This is a genomic window from Neisseria sp., assembly GCF_030530745.1.
Taxonomy (GTDB): Bacteria; Pseudomonadota; Gammaproteobacteria; order Burkholderiales; family Neisseriaceae; genus Neisseria.
The window spans coordinates 53,122-77,614 of the sequence record NZ_JAUMUI010000010.1; the positions used below are offsets into that span (position 1 = coordinate 53,122).

Consider the following 24,493-nt stretch of genomic DNA (forward strand, 5'->3'; position numbering starts at 1 on the left):
CAGACGGCCCGGATATTGGTTCGGGCCGTTTTTATGAGGCCGTTTGAAAGTGAACATAACCGTACAACGTATTTATGATTACCGGGCAGATACGGCGGATATGAAAACAGCGGTACTGATTGACCGCCTCTACCCGCGCGGCATATCCAAAGAAAAAATGGCCGATGTGCAGTGGCTGAAAATTTTGGCACCCAGCGCACAACTTCGCCGCTGGTATCATGAAAACCCCGAACAACGGTTCGATGCATTTGCCGCCCGTTATCAGGAAGAGTTGCAGGGCGGTGCACAGCAACAGGCGGTAGGCCGTCTGAAAGCGTGGGCGCAAGAAGGCGGCGTAGTGCTCTTAACGGCGGTGAAAAATCCCGAACGTTCGCATGTTTCGGTGTTGCTGGAAGTTTTGGGCGTGCCGTTTGCACGGTATGAAGGGTTGTAGTGTGCCGGCATACTATAACTTGCCTGAATAATGGCAGAAGCGATAAAATAAAATCGTTTGCCAGAGCGTTCCTTCATGCAGACGGACTTCTGAAAAACGAATAACTTCAATATGATAGATAAGCTCCGATGTATATGTTTCAGACGGCCTCTGCGTCCGGGACGGAATATCCGGCGGCATCGGGGCGGAACCGGATACGGGTATAGATGAACACTCCGCAAAACACTGTCGGCTCGTCCGACAAGCATAAATTGTCGCGTCGTAAGCGTAATCTGACGTTGGTTACGCTGTTTTTTATTGTGGTGGCGCTGGCGACCGCCATGGTTTATTTTTTGGTTTGGCAGCACGAAGAAAAAACCGACGATGCTTATGTGGCCGGCCATTTGGTGCAGATTACGCCGCAGGTGGCGGGCACCGTGCGCAAAGTTTTGGTGGACGACACCGATATTGTGAAAAGGGGCGATGTGCTGGTGTCGCTTGACGACAGCGATTTCCAACTTGCTTACGACCGTGCTCAAAACGAGCTGATTCAGGCCATACGCCAAAACAAACAGCAAACGGCCGTTTCGTCGCAGGCCAAAGCGCAGGTGTTGATGCGCAAGGCGGATTTGGCCAAGGCGCAGGCTGATTTGCGCCGCCGCGAAAGTTTGGCGGATACCGATGCGGTTTCGGGGGAAGAATTGAGCCACGCGCGTGCCGCCGTAGTGCAGGCACAGGCCGCTTTGAAGGCAGTGGAGGCGGAAGAAACGTCGGCACAGGCCGCATTGGGCAAGAATGTTCCCTTACGCCGGCAGCCCGCCGTTCAGACAGCCGTCAGCCGAATTAAAGATGCTTGGCTGAATTTGCAGCGCACGCAAATCCGCGCGCCGATGGCCGGGCAGGTGGCCAAGCGCAATGTGCAGGTGGGCCAGCGCATCGCGCCCGGCGCGCAGATGATGGCGGTGGTGCCGATGCACAATCTGTGGGTGGACGCGAATTTTAAAGAAGTGCAGCTGCGCAAAATGCGCATCGGCCAGCCGGTGGAAATGACCGCCGATTTATACGGCAGCCGCGTGGTTTACCGCGGCAAGGTAATGGGTTTGTCGGCAGGCACCGGCAGCGCGTTTTCATTGCTGCCGCCGCAAAACGCTACCGGCAATTGGATCAAAGTGGTACAGCGCGTGCCGGTGCGCATCAGTTTAGACCCACAGCAGGTGCGCGCATATCCTTTGCGCGTGGGTTTGTCGATGTCGGTTAAAGTGGATACGTCCGACACCGGCGGCAAAACCATGGCCGAAGCGGGCGACAGAAGCGCGGTGGTGGCCGAAACCGATATCGTGGATTGGGCGGCGGCCGATGCTTTGATCGAACAGATTTTTGAGAAATACGCCAAATAACGGGCGCAACGAACAGGCCGTCTGAAACCCTTTTTTCAGACGGCCTCAATATCTTCAAGGCCGGTGCTTTTATATATAAAAAAATCGGCCGAAACTTAATAAAAAGCCGGTTTTTCATAATGCCCGCCCATGCGGCTTGAGGCCGTCTGAAAAACATAACCGCCGCTTAGGGAGTGTAGTCAGAAGGCTTGCGAAGCGGATTTTAACCAAAAATACCGCCGCAACGTTTTCTGACTACACTCCCTAGGCAGCGGGCGGATCGAAACTTATGAACCAAGCAAAAACCTACCCGCCTTTAAAAGGAACCGGCCTGGTGCTGGTTACGCTGGCGTTGAGCCTCGCCGTGTTTATGGAAGTGCTGGACACCACCATCGCCAACGTAGTGGTGCCGGTGATTGCCGGCGATTTGGGCGCGGCCGCAACACAGGGCACTTGGGTGATTACCGCGTTTGCCGTGGCTAATGCCGTTTCGGTGCCGTTAACCGGATTCGTGGCGCGCCGTTTCGGCGAAGTGAAAGTGTTTTTGGGCGCGGTTATCGGCTTTGTGATTACCTCGTGGCTGTGCGGCCTCGCGCCGAACTTGCAGATGCTGGTGCTGTTCAGGGTGTTGCAGGGTTTGGTGGCGGGGCCGCTGATTCCGTTGTCGCAAAGCCTGCTGATAGCCTCATATCCGCCCGAAAAGCGCACGCAGGCGCTGGCGTTGTGGGCGATGACGGTAGTGGTGGCGCCGGTTTTGGGGCCGATTTTGGGCGGTTGGATTTCCGATAACTGGCATTGGGGGTGGATTTTCTTCATCAATATCCCTGTCGGCACCGCCGCAGCCTGGATAACGTGGAAACAGCTCGGCCACCGCGAAACCGAAATCAAGAAAACGCCGATAGACTATACCGGCCTGGTGCTGATGGTGTTGGGCGTGGGCGCTTTGCAGATGATGCTCGACCGCGGCAAAGAGCTGGATTGGTTTGCCTCGGGCGAAATCATTGCATTGGCCGTGGTGGCGGTAGTGTGCCTGACCTATTTTGTAGTGTGGGAGCTGGGCGAAGAACATCCCGTAGTGGATTTGTCGCTGTTTAAAGACCGCAACTTCACCGTGGGCGTAATCGCCACATCGCTGGGTTTTATGGTGTATATGGGTTCGCTGGTGCTGCTGCCGCTGGTGTTGCAGTCGAATTTGGGTTATACGGCAACTTGGGCGGGTTTGGTGGCCGCACCGGTGGGCATCCTGCCGGTTATTCTGTCGCCGGTTATCGGCAAATTCGGCGGACGGCTCGATATGCGTTGGCTGGTAACCGCCAGTTTTTTAATTTTCTCCTTCACTTTTTATTGGCGTACCAATTTTTATGCCGGTATGGACATGGCCAACGTGGTTTGGCCGCAGTTTTGGCAGGGTTTGGGTGTGGCGATGTTCTTTCTGCCACTCACTACCATCACCTTGTCGCGTATGCAGGGCGCACAGATCGCCGCCGCCGGCAGCCTGTCGAATTTTCTGCGTGTATTTATGGGCGGAGTGGGCGTGTCGGTGGTAACAACCATGTGGGAGCGCCGGGAGGCATTGCACCATGCCCGGCTTGCCGAAGCGGTTACGCCTTATTCGGCAGCAACCCGACAGGCCGTACAAAATATGGAGCAGGCAGGTATCCGGCTGGAAGAGGGCTTGGCCAATATTGCCCAAAACATTACCCGGCAAGGCTTTATTATCGGGTCGAACGAAATTTTCTGGGCAGGCAGCCTGTTGTTTATCGCGATGATTGCAGTTATCTGGTTTGCCAAACCGCCTTTCGGTTCTTCGGGCGGGGGCGGGCATTAATGTGATAGCGGATTAAGGCGTAAGGGACAAAATGGGCGCTAAGCAATTGTTTGTTATAGATAACAGCTTTGTTATTTGAGCGGTAAAAAAGGGTTGGAAACCAACCAAATGCCCATTAAGCCGAAACTTCCGATTTCCGCCGGCCCGATCTGAACCATACATGGGCGGGCTGGCCCCGGCCGGTGTCCCATTGGCTGTGCTGCAAAAAATGGACGGCTGCCCCGATGGGCATGACAAGGGTTTTAAGCTACATCGGGTATATTCGTCATTTAATAACAGAATCACTCACCGACGATAACCCATGCTGTTGTTGAAGCAATTGCCCAAGCGCCTGCTAACGGCACGCCAATAGGCAGCAAGACAATATCGCGCAAGGTGCGCCCAATGCCGTATTTTTTCTGCGTTTTAATAGTAACGGTTGCAGGTATAGGTTTTGCCAAACGATATTTTTGCAAGATTTCATCGCGGTTACTCAAACGCACGGGTCGGCCACGATTGTTGATTTGCACAAGATACAATTTATCGAAATCAAGAACCCGTCCGCTAAACTCGGCTAACTCTTTCGCAGTTCCCTCGGCTGCTTTTTTGATGTTTTCGTCGTCCGAATTGAATTTAACCAAAGACGAAATGTCGTGTTTTGCTAACACGGCTGCTTGTTTGGGCGTGAGTAGAAGCTCTATCTTGAAATCGATATCTACGTCTTTTTTCTCTCCCTCCGATATCTGAAAAGGATTTAATCTAATCCGTATGAGATTATTTCTAATGTTTTTTTGATTGAGGAAGCGAAATGTGGACTGGCATTTTTCATCGCAATGAATTTGGTAATCATACAATTCGCCCACGGCATAAATGCTTTTTTCGCTTGGCTGTGCCAATAAAGCATGTATGGCTTCTTTCTCCTTGCGTGTTTTGCTAACTGTATTATGTGCGCAAGCGGTCAAAAGTAATATAGGGATGAGCAATAATAGGTTTTTCATAAACTTCCTTTTGGGCTCCATGACCCCATGACAGCTATCGCAATGTTAAGGCTTATTTATAGGCGTCTGTTGGACGCCATCAGGATTGAATGAGGCATTCTTCAATGCCTCCATGAGTGCGTCTGGTGAGATCTTTTTGTCTTAGGATAAAAGAGAGGAGGAAATTAATTTCCAAGTGTTTGATTTATTTGGTGGGTCCGGTGGGTTTCGAACCCACGACCAAGGGATTATGAGTCCCCTGCTCTAACCCCTGAGCTACGGACCCGAGTTATGCAAAGATCGCTATTGTAAACATATTCCGCCGTCGGCACAAGGCCGCTTGAAAGTGCGGTGGGCAAATAAGGGCGGAAAGTTTTGCTATAATCGCCATCATTTTCAGCCCGCATCCGGCAGGCCGTTTGAACGCTTGGCGATTTTTCAGACGGCCTCGAAAGAACTTCAATGAAATATAACGACTTACGCGACTTCATTCAAAAGCTCGAACAAGAAAACAAACTCAAACGCATCGGTATACCGGTTTCGCCGCATTTGGAAATGACCGAAATCGCCGACCGCGTGTTGCGCGCCGAAGGGCCGGCCTTGTTGTTTGAAAACGCTGTACGCGCCGACGGCAGCCGTTATAGTTTTCCGGTGCTGGCCAATTTGTTCGGCACACCAGAACGGGTGGCGATGGGCATGGGGGCGGAGAGTGTGGCCAAATTGCGCGAAATCGGCCAAACGCTGGCTTATCTGAAAGAACCCGAACCGCCCAAAGGCTTGAAAGATGCGTTTGCCAAACTGCCTTTGCTGAAAGACATTTGGAGCATGGCGCCGAACGTGGTGAAAAAAGCGCCGTGCCAAGAGATTGTCTGGGAAGGTGATGAGGTCGATTTAAACAGACTGCCGATTCAGCATTGCTGGCCTGAAGATGTCGCTCCTTTGGTAACTTGGGGTTTGACCGTTACGCGCGGTCCGCATAAAAAACGCCAAAACCTCGGCATTTACCGCCAGCAGTTAATCGGCAAAAACAAGCTGATTATGCGTTGGCTGGCGCATCGCGGCGGTGCGTTGGATTTTCAGGCGCATAAAAAAGCGTATCCGGGCATGCCGTATCCCGTTGCCGTAGTGTTGGGGTGCGATCCGGCCACTATTTTGGGGGCGGTTACGCCGGTGCCGGATACTTTGAGCGAATATCAGTTTGCCGGTTTGCTGCGCGGTTCGCGTACCGAATTGGTGAAATGTATCGGCAGCGACTTGCAGGTGCCAGCGCGTGCCGAAATTGTGCTGGAAGGGGTGATTTATCCCGACGAAACCGCGTTGGAAGGCCCTTACGGCGACCATACCGGTTATTACAACGAGCAGGATTATTTCCCCGTGTTTACGGTGGAGCGCATCACCATGCGCGAAAACCCGATTTACCACAGTACCTACACTGGCAAACCGCCCGACGAACCGGCCGTGCTCGGCGTGGCTTTAAACGAGGTGTTTGTGCCGCTGTTGCAGAAGCAGTTTCCCGAAATCGTTGATTTTTACCTGCCGCCCGAAGGCTGTTCCTACCGCATGGCGGTGGTGAGCATCAAGAAACAGTATGCCGGACACGCCAAGCGCGTGATGATGGGTTGCTGGAGCTTTCTGCGCCAGTTTATGTACACCAAATTCATCGTGGTGGTGGACGACGATGTAAACTGCCGCGACTGGAAAGAAGTGATTTGGGCGGTTACCACCCGCATGGATCCGGTGCGCGATACGGTGTTAATCGAAAACACGCCGATTGATTATCTCGACTTCGCCAGCCCCGTTTCCGGCCTCGGCGGTAAAATGGGTTTGGATGCTACCAACAAGTGGCCGGGCGAAACCGACCGCGAATGGGGCAGGGTGATTGAGCGCGATGCAGCCACGGTGGCCAAGGTTGACGCCATGTGGCGCGATTTGGGTTTGTGATATCGAAAATTGTCTTTTGGACGGTTTGACGATAGTGTTGGAGCTTTTGCCAAACTAGGAGCAAGCGTGCCACATTTTGGCTTTGGCTGGTGTTGTTGTCAGCCTTTTACTTGATATGTTGATATTTCGGTGATTCGGTTTATTTTGATGCAAAGGCATAGTCCCGCAAGAAGCAGCTTCCAAGTTTGCCTGCTTCAGGTCGAAAATTCATCTTATTTGGAATAAGGCCGTCTGAAAACGGATATCCGTTTTCAGACGGCCTTAGCTTAGCAATCAAGAAGACCATAAAAAAAGGAAACCGAAGTTCCCTTTTTAAATGCAAATATCAGGTACTTAAACCAAAGCAGCTTTGGCTTTTTCCACCAACTGTGAAAAGGCGGGTTTGTCGAACACAGCCAAGTCGGCCAAAACTTTGCGATCGATTTCAATGGCGGCGCGTTTGAGGCCGTTCATGAATTTGCTGTAAGACAGGCCGTTTTCGCGGGCACCTGCGTTGATACGCACAATCCACAATTGGCGGAACTGGCGTTTGCGCTGGCGGCGGTCGCGGTAGGCGTATTGGCCGGCTTTCATTACCGCCTGTTTGGCTACACGGTAGACGTTTTTACGGCGACCGCGGTAGCCTTTGGCTAACGCTAATACTTTTTTATGGCGGGCACGTGCGGTTACACCGCGTTTTACGCGTGGCATATTTCAAACTCCTTTAAGCGTAGGGCAACATTTTGGCAACAGAAGCCAAATCGCGTTCGTTTACCATGGCAGTACCGCGAAGCTGGCGTTTGTTTTTGGTGGTTTTTTTGGTCAGAATGTGGCGTTTGAACGCATGTGCGCGTTTTACACCGCCGTTGCCCAAGACTTTAAAGCGTTTTTTCGCGCCGGACTTGGTTTTCATTTTAGGCATGGGAAAACTCCATAAAGTTTTATCGGATAAGGCATCAGGGGGCGGAAATACGCACTTGAAACCCAAACACCACGGTTTTAACCGCTGTTTTTTTTGTTTCCAGACAGGCCGTCTGAAAAACACCGCTTCCGGTTGCGGCTGAAACCGGAAACAGAAAATTATAACTTTATTTCTTTTTCGGAGCAATCATCATCACCATCTGGCGGCCTTCCATTTTCGGAAACTGCTCGACAGTGCCAATCTCGGCCAATTCTTCTTTCACTCGCTCCAAAAGTTGTGCGCCCAACTGCTGGTGGGCCATTTCCCGCCCGCGGAAACGCAGGGTAACTTTCACTTTGTCGCCGTCGGAAAGGAAACGGTTGATATTGCGCATCTTGATGTTGTAATCGCCTTCGTCGGTGCCGGGGCGGAATTTGATTTCTTTAATCTGCACCTGTTTCTGGTTTTTTTTGGCTTCGTCGCGCTTTTTGGCCTGCTGGTATTTGTATTTGCCGTAGTCCATCAGCTTGCATACAGGCGGTTTTGCGGTGGGGGAAATTTCCACCAAATCAACATCCTGTTCTTCAGCTGCAGCCAGAGCTTCTTTGAGTGATACCACACCGAGCTGTTCGCCGGCCCCACTGAGTAGGCGCACTTCTTTGGCGGTAATTTCGCCGTTGATCCGTGCTTCGCGTTCTTGTGCGATGATGATGTCTCCTGTGTCGGGTTGTTTTACCGGCAGGTTCCGCTTCTGCCGACCTGCGCATAAAAATTTGTTTATTGTAAACGATTACCGCATCATTTGTGAAGTTTTACAGTTCTTGCCGTTTGAATTTTTCACAATTCTTCCAGTTTCTGCAATGCGCGGTACACGGCCCCGCTACATACTGCAAAATGCTTTTCGGAACAGCGGATTTTCTGCCGATCCGTATTTTGCGACAAATGCCGAAGCCACCCAAGCAGCAACGAAAATCGGTTATCGAAAAATCAGCCGAATGTTCATAGACAAATATATGAAGCCACTAACAAAGGCGGCGCATGGAAAGCGGCTTTGACAGTAGCAGTCCCCGGTAAAAAGCAGACCCGTCTTGGGACATTTATCAGTACGTATAGGAGATTAAATAATGAGTGATGTTACCGAATGGGAAGACAGGAAAAAAAGTATCAGCGAGGTGATTCAAGAGATGGAAGCATTTGAAGATAAAGAGTTAGTTGTTGTGGTTACGGGTGATGAAGGCAAAACTTTTAAAACAGTCAAACTGATTAGCAAAGGTTTTGAGGACGATAAAGTGTATTGTGCCCTTTATATCTAGGGTCTGTTGACACAACGCAACGGCGGTGTTTTTGGTCAAAAATCCCCGTCTGCGGCGTTAAAAATGCTCGCAAGGTGTTCAACCTTGCTGCGCTTTTTGTCTTGCATACGCGGTTTTTGCCTCAAAAAACCGCTTCGCCGGTCAATTGTCAACAGACCCTAGAATTTAGTGCCCGATTGCCTTGAATATTTGGCAATATTCGTTTCCCATTCCCACCGTCAGCACCAATGCCGCCGCACCGTGGGTTAAAAGCAGTCCGTATTGTGTTTTCATCTGCCTCTTATGGATTTTTGCATGTATCTATTTTACACTTCCGCTTCAAAGTAGCGGACGATGTTGGGATAAGTTTTACCCGTACGGTTTAATCCCCATTGTGGCGGATCGGTTTCTGTGCTTAAAATTACCGCCCCGTTTTGCTATAGCAGGCTGTCTGCCGCAAACAGCACCGCATCGGCGGCAATCTGTCCGAGTGGTTGAACGTGCTGTTGTCTGTGGGGTAAAATTTAGGATCTGCCGAGTCAGCCCTTACGGTTTCCAATCAACGGAGGACTATCATGACCGAAAACCCCCTTACCTTTTATACCCACCCCATGTCGCGCGCACGCGTTACACGCTGGATGCTGGAAGAAACCGGCCTGCCTTATGAAACGGTGCTGTTGGATTACGGCACCACGATGAAGGCGCGGGAATACCGCGCCATTAATCCCATGGGTAAAGTGCCCGCAATCAAACACGGCGGTACGGTGGTTACCGAGCAGGCCGCCATCTGTCTGTATCTGGCGGATTTGGTTCCCGGGAAAAAACTTGCCCCGCCCGTCGGCAGCCCGGAACGCGGCACTTATTACCGCTGGATAAGCTTTATGTCTCCGCTGGAGCAGTTGATGACCGCCAAAGCCGGCGGTAGCGCGTTGCCAAAACCCGAAACGGCGGGTTTCGGAACCGAACAAGACCTGCTCGACACACTGGAATCCGCCCTCAAAGACTGCGAATATCTGGCAGGCGGCACCTTTACCGCAGCCGACCTACTGGTGGCAGCCTATGTGGGCTGGTATTTGGAATTCAAACTGCTGGAACCGCGCCCTGCGTTTGAAGCCTTTGCCAAACGCCATCAGCAACGCCCGGCGGCACAGCGCGCCTGTGCCATCGACGACGCTTTACTGGCGCAGCGGCCTGAATGAAAGTTTTTTGCAAAATTAAGCCGAAAAACGACCGCTTGCAGGCGGGCAGAAAACCAAGGGCCGTCTGAAAACTTATCTTTCAGACGGCATTGCTGTTGGAAGACTAAATTATGGAGAAACATCAAAGTTGGGGAGCGGACAGCAAAACCATCGAGCAGCTTATTCGGGAATTGAAAACTTTTGAAGACCAACAGCTTGTCGTTATGGTATCCGGTGATGGTGGGGATACGTTAAAGCCGGTTAAATTGCTCGGGAAAGAGTTTAAAGACGGGCGTGCCTATTGCACCCTTTTTATCGAAGAATAAAATTCTCAAAATATCGCATCAAAGGAAGGTTGTCTGAAAGTAACGGATTTTCAGACGGCCTCAAGGGTCGTTTTGGGCAGCCTGAAAACCTTACTGTGTTTTCAGGCTGATTTGATTTAATTCCGGCACTCGTCCAGCGAGGAAACGACCTGATAGGATACGCCGTCGAAGTTTTCAAAACATTTTCGGGCGCAGGCAATTTTCTGCCGTTCGCTTTCCCTTAATTTATCGAAATCCACGCCCTCCTGTATGCCTTTGCCCGTATTTTTGGTTTCGGCGACAAAATACACTTTCCCGCGGTTTTCCATCACCAGCGCCCAATCTGGGTTGTAATTGCCGATTGGGGTGGGGATTTTGAACCAGCCCGGCAGTTTGAAATACAGGCGCACGTCTTCGTGGTTTTCGCAATCGTGGGCGAAGCGGTTTTCCGTGTCGGAATCGAGCGGGATATAGTCGGCAAAAATGGTTTTCTGCCGTTTTGCGCTGTCTGCTTGGTTTACGGCAAAGGTATATCCGTTCATAAAAAATTCCGCACCGTTGTTTTCCAGCTCCTGCCAACGCGCCAGCGTTTGCGCGTATTCCTCTTTTTCAGGCAGCCTGAAATATTCGATGCCGTCTATCATCAGCGCATTCAAAGCCAGCAGGATTTTTTCCGCCGCCAAATCGATAAAGCGCTGCGGGTTGTTGCCGATTTCGCCGATGCGCCCTGATTCCCGCAACACCTCAAACAGCGTGGCGCGGGTCAGGCGGGTTTTCTTTTCCAACTCGTGCAGAATATCGGGCAAATCCCATTCGATTTCGGTTTGCTGCGTGCGGCTGTTGTTTTGCTCGCCCCAGATACCGTCGGTTTGCGTTTGATGAATGGCCGCTTTCTGCACCACAATCTGCGGTTTTTGCACCTGCGGCATTTCCGCCACCAGCTTGGCGGCCGTCTGAATCAGCGCATGGCGGTCAAACTGCACCCGATAACGTGTTTGCTGCTGCAATTTCTGCCAGATTTCTAAAAACACGGGGTCGAGCGTGAAGCCTTTGCGGAAGGTCTGCCGCTTGCGGTCGGCGGCTTTTTTCGCGCCGCCGTTGCCGAACCTGATGCCGCATTCGTCTTCGTATTCTTTTTGCAGGTTGGCGGCGAAACTTTCATAACTTTCGTTCGGAATCACCGTGAGAATGTTCACCCCTTCGTCGCGCACACGTCCGCCCTCTTGGTTTACCGCCAACCGCAGACCGCGCCCGATTTCCTGCCGCTTTTTAATCGGCGAGCGGGTTTCGTTAAGCGTGCAGATTTGGAATACATTGGGATTGTCCCAGCCCTCTTTCAGCGCGGAATGGGAAAAGATAAAGCGCAGCGGCGAATCGAAAGACAATAATTTTTCCTTGTCTTTCATAATCAGGTTATAAGTATCTTCATCGGCTTTGCTGCTGCCATTGGTGTCTTTATCACCGTTTTTATCCTGTGAAAAATAGCCGTCGTGCACGCCGTCCGCGCTTTCGCCCGTTTCTTTGCGGTAAATCTCTTCAAACCAGCGCGCGAATTTGCCGCCGTTGCGGTAATTCGCTACTTTGTCGATAAAAAACAGCGACAATACCTTAATCCCGCGCGCTTTCAGACGGCCTTCTTTTTTCAAATGCTCTTTTACCGTGGCGGCGATTTGTTGTTTCATCACCTCGTCGCGCAGTGCGTCCTGGTTTTCGCCCAAGGTCAGCACCGTGCCGTTGGAAAGTGCTAATGTGCCCGCTTCCGCGTCCAAACCGTTGACGATAAAACCGTGGCGGTAGCTTTCATTACCGTTTGATTTGTCGAACAAGTCATCTCCCGCAGCCACAGAAACCGTTTTCTTTTTGGTTTCCTTTTTATCCTGAACATGAATTTCCACTTTGGCCGTGAGCTTTTTCTTACCCTCGGAAAAACCCTGCAATACCGCATACGCGCCGTTGACATCGTTTTGCGCCAAAACGGGCATCACCTCAATCTGTTTCACCAGTTTTTTGTTATACGCCTCAATCGGGTTTAAGCTGTAAATTTTGTGATACGGGTTTTTATGCGTGGCCGAATAGCGCAGGGTAAACAAAGGGTTCAGCGCATCAATTGCCTGCTTGGCCAGCTCCGTTTCCATATTTTGCGGCTCGTCGATAATCACAATCGGGTTCGTGCCGCTGATGAACTTAATCGGCGCTTCGCCGCTTTCGTTCACGCGGTTAATCACATTGTCGTCTTTCTTAAACGCATCAATGTTCATAATCAGGATTTCAATATGGTTGTTGGCGGCGAAATTGCGCAAAGCATTCAAACGCCCGCTGCCATACACCGCCGAATGGAACACGGGCTTGTCGAAGGCCGTCTGAAAATGCGGCGTCATCGCGCGTATGCTCTGCATCACACCCTCGCGAATGGCCACGCTCGGCACCACCATCACGAATTTTTTCCAGCCGTAGCGTTTGTTCAGCTCAAACACCGTGCGCAGATACACATAAGTCTTGCCCGTGCCCGTTTCCATTTCAACGGAAAAATTCAGGCCGTGTTCGCCGATTTGCGTTTCAGGCTGCCTGAAAGCCTTCTGCACCGCATTCAGGTTTCTGCCGATTTCGCCGTGCGCCAAATGCAGGCGGTTGGCCACAACGGGCGACGCGCCTGCCGCATTCAGTTCAAACATACTGTCATGGTTCGGCTCGCCCTCAAACAGGCGCACAACCGCCTCCACCGCTTCCTGCTGGTAATCGAGTGTTTCAAATTTCAACTGCATGGTTTATCCCGTAGGGTGCAACTTGTTGCACCATTTCTGTTTTCATGTAGGGTGCAACTGGTTGCACCACGCCTAATTTGTCCCTTTTGGTGCATCAAGATGCACCCTACGCTTTTCTGTGCATCAAGATGCATCCTACTCGGGGTATAAATCGCGGATTTCCTGCGCGATGCCGCTGCCCCAGTCCTGACAATACAAACCGCTTTCCACATCACGGTGAAACGACGAAAACGGCCAATCCGCCACATTTTCCACATAGCCGTGTTTGACAGGATTGAAATACACATAATCCATATGCCGCGCCAAATCTCCCTCATCACGGATAGCGTGTTCCCAAAACCGCCGCTGCCAAATGCCCAAGTCGCCGCGTTTTTGTTTGCTGGCATTCTGCCGTCGGCAGCTTTCAGGCAGTCTTTTGCTGAACAGCGTTTTGAACAAACGGATACGAATGGGATAATCCGCATCCTGTTCAGGCAGCCGCATCAGCCAATGCAGATGATCGGGCAAAACACAGATTGCCAAAGTTTCAAAAGGATAACGCCTTTTGGTTTCGGCAAAGGCCTCCCGCAAAATGCCGATATGATCGGTTAACAGGGATTGCTTGCGATCTTCCAGCACCAAAGTGAAAAAATAAGTGCCGCCCGGGCGGAAATAACGGCGGTAGTCAGACATTGCACTTTTATTAAAACAGTTATCCGGTTGAATATTTTATGTCATTCGCAATCAACTATAAACCGTAGGGTGCAACTCGTTGCACTTTTTCAAATTCGTTTTCAGTAGGGTGCAACTTGTTGCACCAATTTCAAATTCTACAAGACTTTTGGTGCATCAAGATGCACCCTACAGCGTTTCAAACGCCACCCCCGCATCTTGGCATTGCAAGGCCGCATTGGTTTTCAGCGCATCATCGCCGCCGAATACCTTATCCAGCGCGAACACTTTTTGCGGCTGCTGTGCCAGCACATCGCGCAGCAATTCATCGCTGACCGTTTCCAGCAGCAGCGCCGTTTTGCGGCTCCCTGCCGCGTTGTCGAGCCACACCACGCCGTCTGAAAAAATCATCGGGTCGGTGAGTTGGAAACCCAAACGCAAGGCCAGTTCGTAGGCCATGTTTTCCACCGTGGCATGCGCTTCGACCACATCGCGGAAGATTTCCAGTTGCGCCTCAAGGCCGTCTGAACTGCGGTTGACGGGGCTTCGCCATTGCTTGAAATTGCTTTCCGCGAGTTTGAAGACTTTGAACCCCGTATCAGGTAGGGTGCAACTTGTTGCACCATCTTTGAAACCCGTGTCAAGTAGGGTGCAACTTGTTGCACCACCGTTGTTTCCGTTGCCGTTTTGCGGTGCATCAAGATGCACCCTACGGATTTGCGCACCCGCGCGGCGGATGCGCTCTTTGGCGATTTCGGCGATGGTGGCAAAACCCGCTTTGCGCGCTTCGGATTTTTCTTCCGTTTCTTCGGGCAGCTGCACGCAGATATAGCGGCGCTTGCCGCCGTCTTCGGCGTTAAGCTGCATCACGGCGTGGGCGGTTGTGCCGCTGCCTGAAAAGAAGTCGAGGATTAAATCGTTATTACCTGTTGAACAACTTACAATTTTTTGTAACAGAGCAACCGATTTGGGACTATCAAACATTTTATCTTCAAATAATTTAACCTGTTCTTTTGTTGCTGCCTGATTTAAATAAGAATTGTCTATAAATAAACTATCAAGCATAGCATCTGAATTTTTAATTTCATTTTTATATCGTTTTAAAATAAAACCACGCTCTCTATCAGAATGCTGTTCTTTGAATTTTATCTTTCCACTTTTAACCCATAACTCAAAATTTTCTTTTGAGAAAAACCATGCTCTGCCTTTTGGTGGTACATCTTCCCTTCCTGTAAATGGATTAACAATTGGATAACGGTCTCCATCGCGAGGTGCTGTTGGATTATCAGAAATCCATTCTCCATTCGGGTCGTTATCTGGATTTTGATATTGTGAAAAATCCTTTTCTTCTCCTTTTAAGTAAGAAAGCTCTTTATTTTTGGCATAGCAAATTAAATACTCATGTTGAATATTGATACCTGTTTTTTCAACATTAGTAACACTTTTCGTTTTTCTAATAAATTCTGCTAAAAAATTCTCCGCCCCAAACACCTCATCACACAGCAATTTCAACTGCGCCTGTTCATTATCATCAATCGAGATAAAAATCACGCCGTCTTCGCGCAACAGGGTTTTCGCCAAATGCAGGCGCGGCAGCATCATATTGAGCCAGTTGCTGTGGTAGTGGCCGTTGTCGCGGCTGTTTTTGCGCAACGCGCCCTGGAACACGCCGTCGCGTTTCAGGTAGCCCAAGTCGTCTTTGTCGCCCACTCGTTTGGCGTATTCTTCGCGGGTTTCGGAAAATTTGTCGGGATAGATAAAGGAATCGCTGCCCGTGTTGTAGGGCGGGTCGATATAGATCATTTTCACGCTGCCTGCATAGGCTTTTTGCAGGATTTTCAGCGCTTCCATGTTTTCGGCTTCGATAAACACGTTTTGCGTGGCATCAAAATCCACGCTGTCGCTTTTGCAGGGAATTAAAGTGTTGAAAGTGGGCGATTGCAGGGCGCGGTAGGCGGCGGATTTGCCTGCCCAGTTGAGTTGATAGCGTTCGTTGCTGTCGCAAAGGTTGTCTGCGCCGAGAATGAGTTTGAGCTTTTCCCAGTCGATTTGGTTTTCGCAGAAGGCTTCGGGGAAAAATTGTTTGAGTTTTAAAAGGTTGTTTTGTTGGAAATTATTTTCTAATTCGTGTATAATTTCGGTTCGGTTCGGTTCGGTTCGCCATTGTTTTAGCCTTTCTGTTTGCCCTGATAGTATTGAGGCCGTCTGAAATATTTTCAGACGGCCTGTTGCTGAACATATTAATCGGCAGCCTGCAATTCTTTACGCAGGTGTGCAATAAAGTCTTCCAGCTTTATGCTGCCCAAGTCTTCGGCTTTGCGGCGCACGGCCACTTGGCCGTTTTCTTTTTCGTTTTCGCCCACTACGATTTGGTAGGGGTAGCGGTATTGGCTGTTGTCGCGGATTTTGTAGCCGATTTTTTCGTTGCGCAGATCAAGTTCGGCGCGGAAACCGGCGGCTTTGAGTTTTTCTACCACTTCGCGGCAATAGCCGGCCTGTTTTTCGGTGATGTTCATCACCACCATTTGCACGGGGGCGAGCCACAGGGGGAAGGAACCGGCGTGTTCTTCAATCAGGATGCCGATAAAGCGTTCCAGCGAGCCCAAGATGGCGCGGTGGAGCATCACGGGGCGGGCGCGGCCGTTGTCTTCGGTAACGTATTCGGCACCGAGGCGTTCGGGCAGCACGAAGTCGAGCTGAATAGTGCCGCACTGCCACGAGCGGCCGATGGCGTCTTTGATATGGTATTCGACTTTGGGGCCGTAGAAGGCACCTTCGCCGGGCAGTTCTTCCCATTCCACGCCGCAGGCGGTGAGCGCGTCGCGCAGGCCCTGCTCGGCTTTGTCCCAGATTTCGTCGCTGCCCGCGCGTTGTTCGGGACGCAGGGAAAGTTTGACCGACACGTTTTCAAAGCCAAACTGCTTGTAGACTTTCATCACCAGTTCGTTGAAGGCTTTGGCTTCTTGGGTAATCTGCTCTTCGGTGCAGAAGATGTGGGCATCGTCCTGCACGAAACCGCGCACGCGCATCAGGCCGTGCAGCGCGCCGGAGGGTTCGTTGCGGTGGCAGGAGCCGAATTCGGCCAAACGCATGGGCAGGTCGCGGTAGGAGCGCAGGGTGTGGTTGAAAATCTGAACGTGGCCGGGGCAGTTCATCGGTTTGACGGCGTAGGTGCGTTTTTCCGATTCGGTAACGAACATGTTTTCCTGATAGTTTTCCCAGTGGCCGGATTTTTCCCAGAAGGCTTTGTCCATCATCAGGGGGGTTTTGATTTCCTGATAGCCTGCGGCTTCGAGTTCGCGGCGCATGTGTTGTTCGATTACCTGCCATAAGGTCCAGCCGCGCGGGTGCCAAAACACCATGCCGGGGGCTTCGTCTTGCAGGTGGAACAGATCGAGCTGTTTGCCCAGTTTGCGGTGGTCGCGCTTTTCTGCCTCTTCCATGCGAGTGATGTAGGCTTTCAAATCTTCTTTGCTCGCCCATGCGGTGCCGTAGATGCGTTGCAGCATTTCGTTGTTGCTGTCGCCGCGCCAGTAGGCGCCGGCCAGTTTGGTGAGTTTGAAGTTTTTGAGGAAGCGGGTGTTGGGCACGTGCGGGCCGCGGCACATATCCACATATTCCTGATGGTGGTAGAGGCCCATGGCTTCGACTTCGGGCATGTCGTCAATCAGGCGCAGTTTGTATTCTTCGCCGCGCTCGGCGAAGGTTTTGATGGTTTCGGCGCGCGGGGTCATCACCTTAATCACGTCGTAATCTTGCGCAATCAGTTCTTTCATGCGCGCCTCGATGGCCGCCATGTCTTCGGGCGTGAACGGTTTTTCGGTGGCGATGTCGTAATAAAAGCCGTCTTCTATCACGGGGCCGATCACCATTTTGGCGTCGGGGTAAAGCTGTTTGACCGCATGGCCGACCAAGTGGGCGCACGAGTGGCGGATGATTTCGACACCTTCCGGGTCTTTAGGGGTGATGATTTGCACGGCGGCATCTTCGGTAATAGGATCAGATGCATCGCGCAATTCACCGTTTACCTTACCCGCTACGGTTGCTTTGGCCAAGCCCGAACCGATATCGGCAGCAATTTGGGCAACGGTAACCGGGGCTTCGTATTGGCGGACGGAACCATCGGGCAGGGTAATATTAATCATCAAACACTCCGGAAAAAAAACAGGCTTTTTCAAACAGCCCCTAGAAATCAAATATGAAAACAAAGAAACAACAAAAGCACACCGGTGCGGCTTTTGTTGTTTGCGGAATATGGTAGGCACGATCGGATTCGAACCAACGACCCCCACCATGTCAAGGTGGTGCTCTAACCAACTGAGCTACGTGCCTGAAAAATTAGGAGTTAAATTATATGGGGCTTTGCATGTTTTTACAAGTTTGTAACCGCATGCAGAGACCTTTGCAAGTCTCCGTCTGCAGCGCATTTCTGCGTTGTGCGTTTATACCCTTTTAGGGTACAGCCCGCTCGCTTAGCCTTGTATTTGATATATCTGCACCCGCTGCGCTGCTACGCCTTGAACTGCATCCACATCCGTGAAGGGGCAAAGGTCTCAGAATTTCGAACGTACTTGAAAATGTTGCGGTAAATGCCGCTGGGGTCGATTTGCTTCCATGAGCTCCAAACCAAAAAAACCGATTCCTAATTAATCATGGGCATTTAGATAAGAAAAAACCCACTTAAAAAAAGCGGGTTTTTTTGTAATGTGGTTGCGGGGGCAGGATTCGAACCTACGACCTTCGGGTTATGAGCCCGACGAGCTACCATGCTGCTCCACCCCGCGTCAGAATTTAGGCGGTAATTATATGAATCAATATAGAATCATGTCAACTGCTTTTTGGTTTTTTTTATTTGTAAGAAATTCTAGAGGTTGTCGGCATCCAATGCAACAGCGGTATTTTGGCAGAAGCCCCCCGTTTGCGGCATTAGATCGCGTAGCGGACTTGCGAGGCTAAAATGTCGGCAGCCTCTTTTTTTTGTGCTATGTAATGCTTCCGTTGTATTAAGTTTACAAAACTATGAATTTTATTACATTTGTCATGAAATTGAAATTTCTTTCTTTATGGCGTTTTATTTTGCTTTTTTTTGATTGTCTTTTTATTTGTTTCATTATTTTTATTTTTTGTGGAAAAAGATTTTATTTGTTTGGTTGTTTTGACGTGATACTTATTTTGGGTTAAATGGAGGCTCTTTGTTTTTTAATGATTAATATTGATATAAGCCATTGTTCAGGATACGATATATATTTACGGATCCAGTTTTGGAAGACCTGTTATGGCAGATTGATAACCGAGCTGGCAGCAGGATGTCCGTTATTGTTTGAAATTAAACATTTTAGTGATTAACCAACAGAATGACAGAATATGCTGAGTGCCATTATTGTTGAAGATGAAGTGTTGGCGGCGGAGCGTTTGCGGGTTCTGCTGGAAGAGTGCAATATTGTTTTGCTGAAGGTTTTCCATCATGCCCAGCCTGCTTTGGATTGGCTGAGTATTCATGAAGTGGATATTGTGTTTGCAGATATAGGCCTGCCCGAGATTACCGGTTTGGATTTTGTCGAGCGCATTAAGCGGGCAGCGAAGAAACAGCCTGAAATTATTTTTACGACGGCATACGAAGAACATGCTTTGCGCGCTTTCGAGCTTGCAGCTGCAGACTACCTGCTCAAACCGATTAAAGTTTCGCGTCTGCAGGCGGCGTTGGAGCGTTTGAGTGAGAAGCACCGTGAAAAGGCCGATGATTTTACGCACTTCAAAGTGTTCAACCGCAACCGCATGGTTGAGATCCCGTGGCAGCAGGCGCGTTATTTGATGGCAGAACATAAAACGGTGTTTTTATTTGCCGGAGACGGGCAGAGTTATGAGCTGCCGAAAACGCTGGTTTATTGGGAAGAATTGCTGGGGGAAAAGGTTATCCGTATCCACCGTAATGCTTTGATATTCCGTCATACGTTGGATTGTCTGATCCGCTTGGATAACGGAGAGGAAGACGATAATAATGCCTCTTGGGGAGCCTGTATTTTGGATGTGGAGAAACCTTTGGCCGTGAGCCGTCGGCAATTGGCCACTATCCGTAAGATTTTGCGCGAAGGGTGAGGCCGGGGTTTTTTGATACGTTGTCTGTTTTGTACCGGAGAATTTTTATCGGTTAACGGTGTATTTCGGCCGTATGAAAGGATTGAACCGCCCCAATCTCGGAGAAGCTGAGAATTTTTATCAAACAGCCTGAAAAAGCCGAGCCCGTATACGACAGGGCCCGGCTTTTTTAAGTTTAAACTGATGTGCCCATGGTTGTGATAATGTTCCAACAAGAACGACACATAAAGCGTCGCCCTGCGTATTGCCCTGGTTGGGAAGGGGTTGCGCCCCTTTCTGATAAACCCAAATTCTACCGCTTCCAACCGCAAAGGAATTTTTGATGAAAATATATAGTGGCTTAAATTTAACGCAGTACCGCGTTGCGGCGCCTTGCTTAAAGAGAACGGTTTTGTAAACCGCTGAAGCGGCAGGCAACAGAACCGGTTCCGTACTATCTGTACTGTCTGCGGATTGGCCGACTTGTCCTCTTTTAAATTTAAGCCACTATACACATCTGCCACAACCATCTGCTCCATCACCGGTAACACACCTGCCGCATAAAAAACTTCGTCTGCAAACCGGTTGGGGCGTGTGCCCGATTTTTTTTAGGGGCGGCTCACTCTTTTCAGACGGCCTTGTTGCCTTGCAGGCATCAGTTGCCCAACAGGCTTTCGTCCAACGTCAAATCTTCGCTTTTGTTCACACCTGCCCCGCGTTCGATTATGTTGCGGGCGATGTCTTGCGCCTCGGCCAGCGAGTGCATTTGATAGGTGCCGCACTGGTATTCGTTCAGCTCGGGGATTTCGTTTTGGCTTTTTACATTTAACACATCCTGCATCGAAGCGAGCCAGGCGCCGGCCACACGCTCTTCGTCGGGAGTCCCGATCAGGCTCATATAAAAGCCGGTGCGGCAGCCCATCGGCGAAATATCGATAATTTCCACATCGGAGCTGTTCAGGTGGTCGCGCATAAAGCCCGCAAACAGATGCTCCAGCGTGTGTATGCCTTTTTCGGGCAGAATTTCCTGATTCGGCACGCAAAAGCGCAAATCGTAAACGGTGATGTCGTCGCCTTTGGGCGTGCGCATGGTTTTGGCCACCCGCACCGCAGGCGCGTGCATGCGGGTGTGGTCTACTTTGAAGCTGTCGAGCAGCGGCATAATCGTTTCCTTTTCAGATTCCGGCAAAACCGCATCATAGCATTTTTGCTGCGCCTGCGTGCAGTCCGGCTTCCCTTGTAGTTCGGCCGACGAGCCTGTTTTAACATTTAAAATAAAAATCCATATCTTATCTTATATTTACACAGATAAAGATATTTGCAATCATGAAAAATTCTGTTATTATCTGTTTCCAGATTAGAGATAATCATTATTATTTCTTGCTGAAGTTGGAGCCGGTACGGAAAACAGCGGGAAATTCCCAATAATCATCAGTTCCCGACGGAGAGAGTTATGAAAAAGTTCAAACAACTGCCTTTAACCACAGCGGTTTTGGGTGCAATGCTGGCAGTGCCCGCTTTTGCGGAAACCGCCCGACCCCGGGAAGTAGCAGAGCTGGATACCGTCGTGGTCAGCGGCCGCCAAGGCTTGAAGGTGAAAACCAATGTGATCAACCAGCAGAAAAAAGACGAAAGCGTCGAAACCGATTTGCGCGGCCTGTTTAAAGACGAGCCCGCCATCAGCATCGGCGGCGGTAACGGCACGTCGCAATACATGTATATCCGGGGTATGGGGCAGAACTCGGTAGACGTAAAGGTGGATAACGGCTATTCCGACAGCCAGATCCACTACCACCAAGGCCGTCATATGCTGGATCCGGCACTGGTTAAGATTGTTTCCGTGCAGAAAGGTGCGGGCAGCGCATCGGCCGGCATCGGTCAGACCAACGGTGCGGTGGTTGCCAAAACCCTTGATGCCGCCGATTTGCTGAAAAACAGCAGCAACCCCAATTTCGGTGCACGCGTCAATGCGGGTTACAACAGCAATAACGGCCACAACTATGGCGCAGCAGTATTCGGTCAGTCCGGCGTGTTTGATTATCTGATTGCAGGTACGCGTACTAAAGAAAGCGAATACAAAGGCGGCAAGGGATATGTCAATGCTTGGAACGGTTCCGATCGCGTGCCTTACAGCGCGTTGGACAAAACCGGCTATTTGGCCAAAATCGGTGCCACTTTGGGCAACCACCGTTTTGTTTTGAGCCACCGCAATGAGCAGCATAAAGGCGAGCGCCTAGTGCGTGAGGAATTTGGTATGTGGCAGGACTATATTAGGCCTAACGGCAGTCTTGCAACCCAAGCTCCGGCCATGCGTAAAATGACCGTCAATCACACCAATTTTGAATATATCGGTAAAGATTTGGGCTTTGCTGAGAAAGTGGAAGCCAATGTTTACCGCTTGGAGCAGGGACGTTGGTCGGCCGACGATTCGGGCAACGGTTATGCGGGCGGCAGCCGCAATACGGCACCGACTAAAAACAAACTCGATACCATTGGTGCCAATGTGAATTTCGATTCGCGCTTCAATGATAAGTTCTGGCTGAAATACGGTGTCAACTACCGAAATCAGGAAGCCAAGCCGAATCAGATTTTCCGTGCGGGCATGAAAAATCAAGAGAAACAAGATGTTGGTGTTTACGGTGAGGCTATTGTTGATGTTGTTGATGACGTAACCTTGACCGCGGGCTTGCGTTACGATTATTTCAATTTCAAATCAATGGACAGTAAAAAAGTCAGCGATGGCGCGCTGAATCCGAGTTTGGGCGTTATTTGGCAGGCTACGCCTGATTTGAGTTTCAGTGCCAGCCACAATTACGCCACACGCAGCCCGCGTATGTATGATGTGCTGATGGCGACAGGAAACAATATTGTTTCCATTGCCGACGGTACCAAGGCAGAAAAGGCCCGCAACACCGAAATCGGTTTCAACTACAATAACGGAACATTCGGCTTTGACGGAGGGTATTTCTGGCAAAACATCAAAGACGCATTGGGTGATACCGTTGCACGCGATAACCACCTGTGCCTGACGGGTGGCGTTTCCAGCAGCTGTTTCCGCGAAATCATCAATGCGGGCAGGGTGAAAAACAAAGGCTACGAACTGGGCGCGTCTTACCGCTATGAGGGGCTTACCGCCCGTTTGGGTGTGTCGCATGCCAAGCCGCGCTTCTACGGCGAGCGCCTGAGTGCCAACCCCGAATACGCCGCCGCCATCGGCCGCACTTGGACGGCTTCGCTGGCCTACCGTTTCAACAAGCCGAATCTGGAGCTGGGCGTGCACCACCGCCAAGTGGAAAAAGTTAAGCCTGAAGATAATTTCTTCCTGAGCAACAACACGGTTAACGCGGCCTCCGAAGGCAAGGCTTCTTACGGGGTAACAGACATTACCGCCAACTGGAAACCGCTGGGTAAAGACAAAATGAATGTGAATTTTGCGGTGAACAATATTGCCAACAAAAATTATATTCCCCATGCCCAGCGCAGCAGCCTGCCGGGGGCTGGACGTGAATATCGTGTTGCGCTGAATTACACCTTCTGATTTCCGCCCCACCGGAAAACAGACAATGTCGTCTGAACATTATCTTTCAGACGGCATTGCAGCGGTGAAAAGGGCCGTTCCCGAATATTCCGCCATCGGTATGGCGGATGGCGTTGCAGGCTGCCCGACAACAATATTCAGACGGCCTATAACCGATATTCGATTTTCACAACATCAGGAGCATCAAAAATGAATTTCCGCCTAACCTTATCCGCCCTTGCCTGCATCGCCGCACTGGCCGCCTGCGGGCAGCAGGAAACCGGTTCCGCCGCCAATTCCGCTTCGGATGCGCCGCAGGCATCCGCACAGCAGGCCGGTGGCGAAACCGTTGCCGTGGCCACCGCGCGCGGCGAGGCCGCCGTGCCGCTCAAGCCGGAGCGCATTGCCGTTTACGATTTGGGCATGATCGACACTTTGAGCAAACTGGGCGTGCCCGTCGGCGCATCGATTAACGAATCGCGTCTGGACTATTTGAAAGACGCGCTGAAAGACGCGAAAAAAGCCGGCACGCTGTTCGAGCCGGATTATGAGGCGCTCAACGAATACAAGCCCCAGCTCATCATTATCGGCTCGCGCGCGGCTAAAGCATTCGATCAGCTGAACAAACTGGCGCCCACCATCGAGATGACCGCCGATACCCAAAACTTGAAAGAAAGTTCGAAAGCGCGCATCGATGCGCTTGCTGCCATTTTCGGCAAACAGGAAGAGGCCGGCAAACTGAAAGCAGAAATTGATGCGGCGTTTGAAGCCGCCAAACAGGCGGCAGAAGGCAAGGGCAAAGGGCTGGTGATTTTGGTGAACGGCGGCAAAATGTCGGCCTACGGCCCGTCTTCACGTTTGGGCGGCTGGCTGCACCGCGACATCGGCGTGCCGCCCGTAGATGAAAACATTAAAGAAGGCAGCCACGGCCAGCCCGTTTCGTTTGAATACATCAAACAGAAAAACCCCGACTGGCTGTTTGTGCTCGACCGCTCCGCAGCCATCGGCGAAGAGGGGCAGGCCGCCAAAGATGTGTTGAACAACCCGCTGGTGGCTGAAACTACGGCCTGGAAAAAAGGGCAGGTGGTGTATCTGGTGCCCGAAACCTATCTGGCCGCAGGCGGGGCGCAAGAGCTGGTCAATGCCGCCGACCAAGTGAAAGAGGCGTTTGCGGCGGCGAAATAGGCAGCCGCAAATCAGGCTGTTGCAACCGGTAAACAGGCCGTCTGAAAGTTTTTCAGACGGCCTTTGTCTTGGGTGTTTAAAGGTTTTTTTGGTAGGCATCATGGCCATTTACAGCTTCAAGCCGTCTGAAAACGG

At 50.9% G+C, this 24,493-nt stretch carries 20 protein-coding genes and 3 tRNA genes; 11 read left to right on the plus strand and 12 right to left on the minus strand.

Annotated elements, in window-relative coordinates:
- The first annotated feature begins 55 nt into the window (after positions 1 to 55).
- The 3 genes from Q3970_RS05430 to Q3970_RS05440 all read left to right on the plus strand — a co-directional run bounded on the left by Q3970_RS05430 (position 56) and on the right by Q3970_RS05440 (position 3,616).
- Positions 56 to 433 (plus strand): DUF488 domain-containing protein, encoded by a 378-nt coding sequence (locus tag Q3970_RS05430; protein WP_368494370.1) that lies wholly within the window; start codon positions 56 to 58, stop codon positions 431 to 433.
- Positions 434 to 639: 206 nt separating this feature from the next.
- Complete coding sequence (locus Q3970_RS05435) at positions 640 to 1,809, plus strand: efflux RND transporter periplasmic adaptor subunit (protein ID WP_303099584.1); 1,170 nt, start codon at positions 640 to 642, stop codon at positions 1,807 to 1,809.
- Positions 1,810 to 2,077: 268 nt separating this feature from the next.
- Positions 2,078 to 3,616, plus strand: a complete 1,539-nt coding sequence (locus tag Q3970_RS05440) for a DHA2 family efflux MFS transporter permease subunit (RefSeq protein WP_303099585.1) — start codon at positions 2,078 to 2,080, stop codon at positions 3,614 to 3,616.
- Positions 3,617 to 3,897: 281 nt separating this feature from the next.
- Here the strand turns inward: Q3970_RS05440 and Q3970_RS05445 are convergent, their stop codons facing one another.
- Complete coding sequence (locus Q3970_RS05445) at positions 3,898 to 4,593, minus strand: hypothetical protein (protein WP_303099586.1); 696 nt, start codon at positions 4,591 to 4,593, stop codon at positions 3,898 to 3,900.
- Between the two features lie 189 nt (positions 4,594 to 4,782).
- Positions 4,783 to 4,858: transfer RNA gene (locus Q3970_RS05450), tRNA-Ile, on the minus strand.
- A 176-nt stretch (positions 4,859 to 5,034) separates the two neighbouring features.
- Between Q3970_RS05450 and ubiD the strand changes: the two genes are divergently transcribed.
- On the plus strand, positions 5,035 to 6,513 hold the full coding sequence (gene ubiD, locus Q3970_RS05455) for a 4-hydroxy-3-polyprenylbenzoate decarboxylase (protein ID WP_303099587.1): 1,479 nt from the start codon (positions 5,035 to 5,037) through the stop codon (positions 6,511 to 6,513).
- Between the two features lie 333 nt (positions 6,514 to 6,846).
- Here the strand turns inward: ubiD and rplT are convergent, their stop codons facing one another.
- From rplT to infC, 3 genes are all read right to left on the minus strand, one after another.
- A complete protein-coding gene (gene rplT, locus Q3970_RS05460) occupies positions 6,847 to 7,203 on the minus strand; it encodes a 50S ribosomal protein L20 (protein WP_303099588.1) in 357 nt (118 codons plus the stop codon).
- 13 nt (positions 7,204 to 7,216) lie between these two features.
- Positions 7,217 to 7,414, minus strand: a complete 198-nt coding sequence (gene rpmI, locus Q3970_RS05465) for a 50S ribosomal protein L35 (RefSeq protein ID WP_303099589.1) — start codon at positions 7,412 to 7,414, stop codon at positions 7,217 to 7,219.
- A 166-nt stretch (positions 7,415 to 7,580) separates the two neighbouring features.
- On the minus strand, positions 7,581 to 8,102 hold the full coding sequence (infC, locus tag Q3970_RS05470; RefSeq protein WP_368494371.1) for a translation initiation factor IF-3: 522 nt from the start codon (positions 8,100 to 8,102) through the stop codon (positions 7,581 to 7,583).
- On the opposite strand from infC, the gene Q3970_RS05475 reads away from it, so the two are divergent.
- The 4 genes from Q3970_RS05475 (at position 8,053) to Q3970_RS05490 (ending at position 10,189) form a co-directional block, all read left to right on the plus strand.
- Positions 8,053 to 8,448: a hypothetical protein gene (locus Q3970_RS05475; protein WP_303099591.1), complete on the plus strand. Its 396-nt coding sequence runs from the start codon at positions 8,053 to 8,055 to the stop codon at positions 8,446 to 8,448. The two genes, infC and Q3970_RS05475, sit on opposite strands and share 50 nt — an antisense overlap.
- Positions 8,449 to 8,517: 69 nt before the next feature.
- Positions 8,518 to 8,706, plus strand: a complete 189-nt coding sequence (locus Q3970_RS05480) for a hypothetical protein (protein ID WP_303099592.1) — start codon at positions 8,518 to 8,520, stop codon at positions 8,704 to 8,706.
- Positions 8,707 to 9,260: 554 nt separating this feature from the next.
- Positions 9,261 to 9,884 (plus strand): glutathione S-transferase family protein, encoded by a 624-nt coding sequence (locus Q3970_RS05485; RefSeq protein ID WP_303099593.1) that lies wholly within the window; start codon positions 9,261 to 9,263, stop codon positions 9,882 to 9,884.
- Between the two features lie 110 nt (positions 9,885 to 9,994).
- The gene (locus Q3970_RS05490; RefSeq protein ID WP_303099594.1) at positions 9,995 to 10,189 is read left to right on the plus strand and encodes a hypothetical protein; all 195 of its coding nucleotides are present in this window, start codon (positions 9,995 to 9,997) and stop codon (positions 10,187 to 10,189) included.
- Positions 10,190 to 10,305: 116 nt separating this feature from the next.
- Here Q3970_RS05490 and Q3970_RS05495 read toward each other — a convergent pair whose 3' ends face one another.
- The 6 genes from Q3970_RS05495 to Q3970_RS05520 all read right to left on the minus strand — a co-directional run bounded on the left by Q3970_RS05495 (position 10,306) and on the right by Q3970_RS05520 (position 18,365).
- Entirely contained in the window at positions 10,306 to 12,930 is a 2,625-nt protein-coding gene (locus tag Q3970_RS05495) for a DEAD/DEAH box helicase family protein (RefSeq protein WP_303099595.1), read from the minus strand.
- A 135-nt stretch (positions 12,931 to 13,065) separates the two neighbouring features.
- Positions 13,066 to 13,602, minus strand: a complete 537-nt coding sequence (locus Q3970_RS05500) for a transposase (RefSeq protein ID WP_303099596.1) — start codon at positions 13,600 to 13,602, stop codon at positions 13,066 to 13,068.
- Positions 13,603 to 13,770: 168 nt separating this feature from the next.
- Positions 13,771 to 15,432, minus strand: coding sequence for a site-specific DNA-methyltransferase (locus Q3970_RS05505; RefSeq protein WP_303099597.1), 1,662 nt, complete (start codon positions 15,430 to 15,432; stop codon positions 13,771 to 13,773).
- Positions 15,433 to 15,821: 389 nt separating this feature from the next.
- Positions 15,822 to 17,726: a threonine--tRNA ligase gene (thrS, locus tag Q3970_RS05510; RefSeq protein WP_303099598.1), complete on the minus strand. Its 1,905-nt coding sequence runs from the start codon at positions 17,724 to 17,726 to the stop codon at positions 15,822 to 15,824.
- Positions 17,727 to 17,836: 110 nt separating this feature from the next.
- A tRNA-Val gene (locus Q3970_RS05515) sits at positions 17,837 to 17,913 on the minus strand.
- Between the two features lie 375 nt (positions 17,914 to 18,288).
- Positions 18,289 to 18,365 (minus strand) — tRNA-Met (locus Q3970_RS05520).
- A gap of 580 nt (positions 18,366 to 18,945) precedes the next feature.
- Between Q3970_RS05520 and Q3970_RS05525 the strand changes: the two genes are divergently transcribed.
- Positions 18,946 to 19,677: a LytTR family DNA-binding domain-containing protein gene (locus Q3970_RS05525; RefSeq protein ID WP_303099599.1), complete on the plus strand. Its 732-nt coding sequence runs from the start codon at positions 18,946 to 18,948 to the stop codon at positions 19,675 to 19,677.
- 634 nt (positions 19,678 to 20,311) lie between these two features.
- Here Q3970_RS05525 and luxS read toward each other — a convergent pair.
- Positions 20,312 to 20,818 (minus strand): S-ribosylhomocysteine lyase, encoded by a 507-nt coding sequence (luxS, locus tag Q3970_RS05530; protein WP_303099600.1) that lies wholly within the window; start codon positions 20,816 to 20,818, stop codon positions 20,312 to 20,314.
- 291 nt (positions 20,819 to 21,109) lie between these two features.
- On the opposite strand from luxS, the gene Q3970_RS05535 reads away from it, so the two are divergent.
- Together Q3970_RS05535 and Q3970_RS05540 are read left to right on the plus strand one after the other, a co-directional pair.
- Entirely contained in the window at positions 21,110 to 23,194 is a 2,085-nt protein-coding gene (locus Q3970_RS05535; RefSeq protein WP_303099601.1) for a TonB-dependent receptor, read from the plus strand.
- 189 nt (positions 23,195 to 23,383) lie between these two features.
- Positions 23,384 to 24,358: a siderophore ABC transporter substrate-binding protein gene (locus Q3970_RS05540; protein ID WP_303099602.1), complete on the plus strand. Its 975-nt coding sequence runs from the start codon at positions 23,384 to 23,386 to the stop codon at positions 24,356 to 24,358.
- Positions 24,359 to 24,493 lie beyond the last annotated feature (135 nt).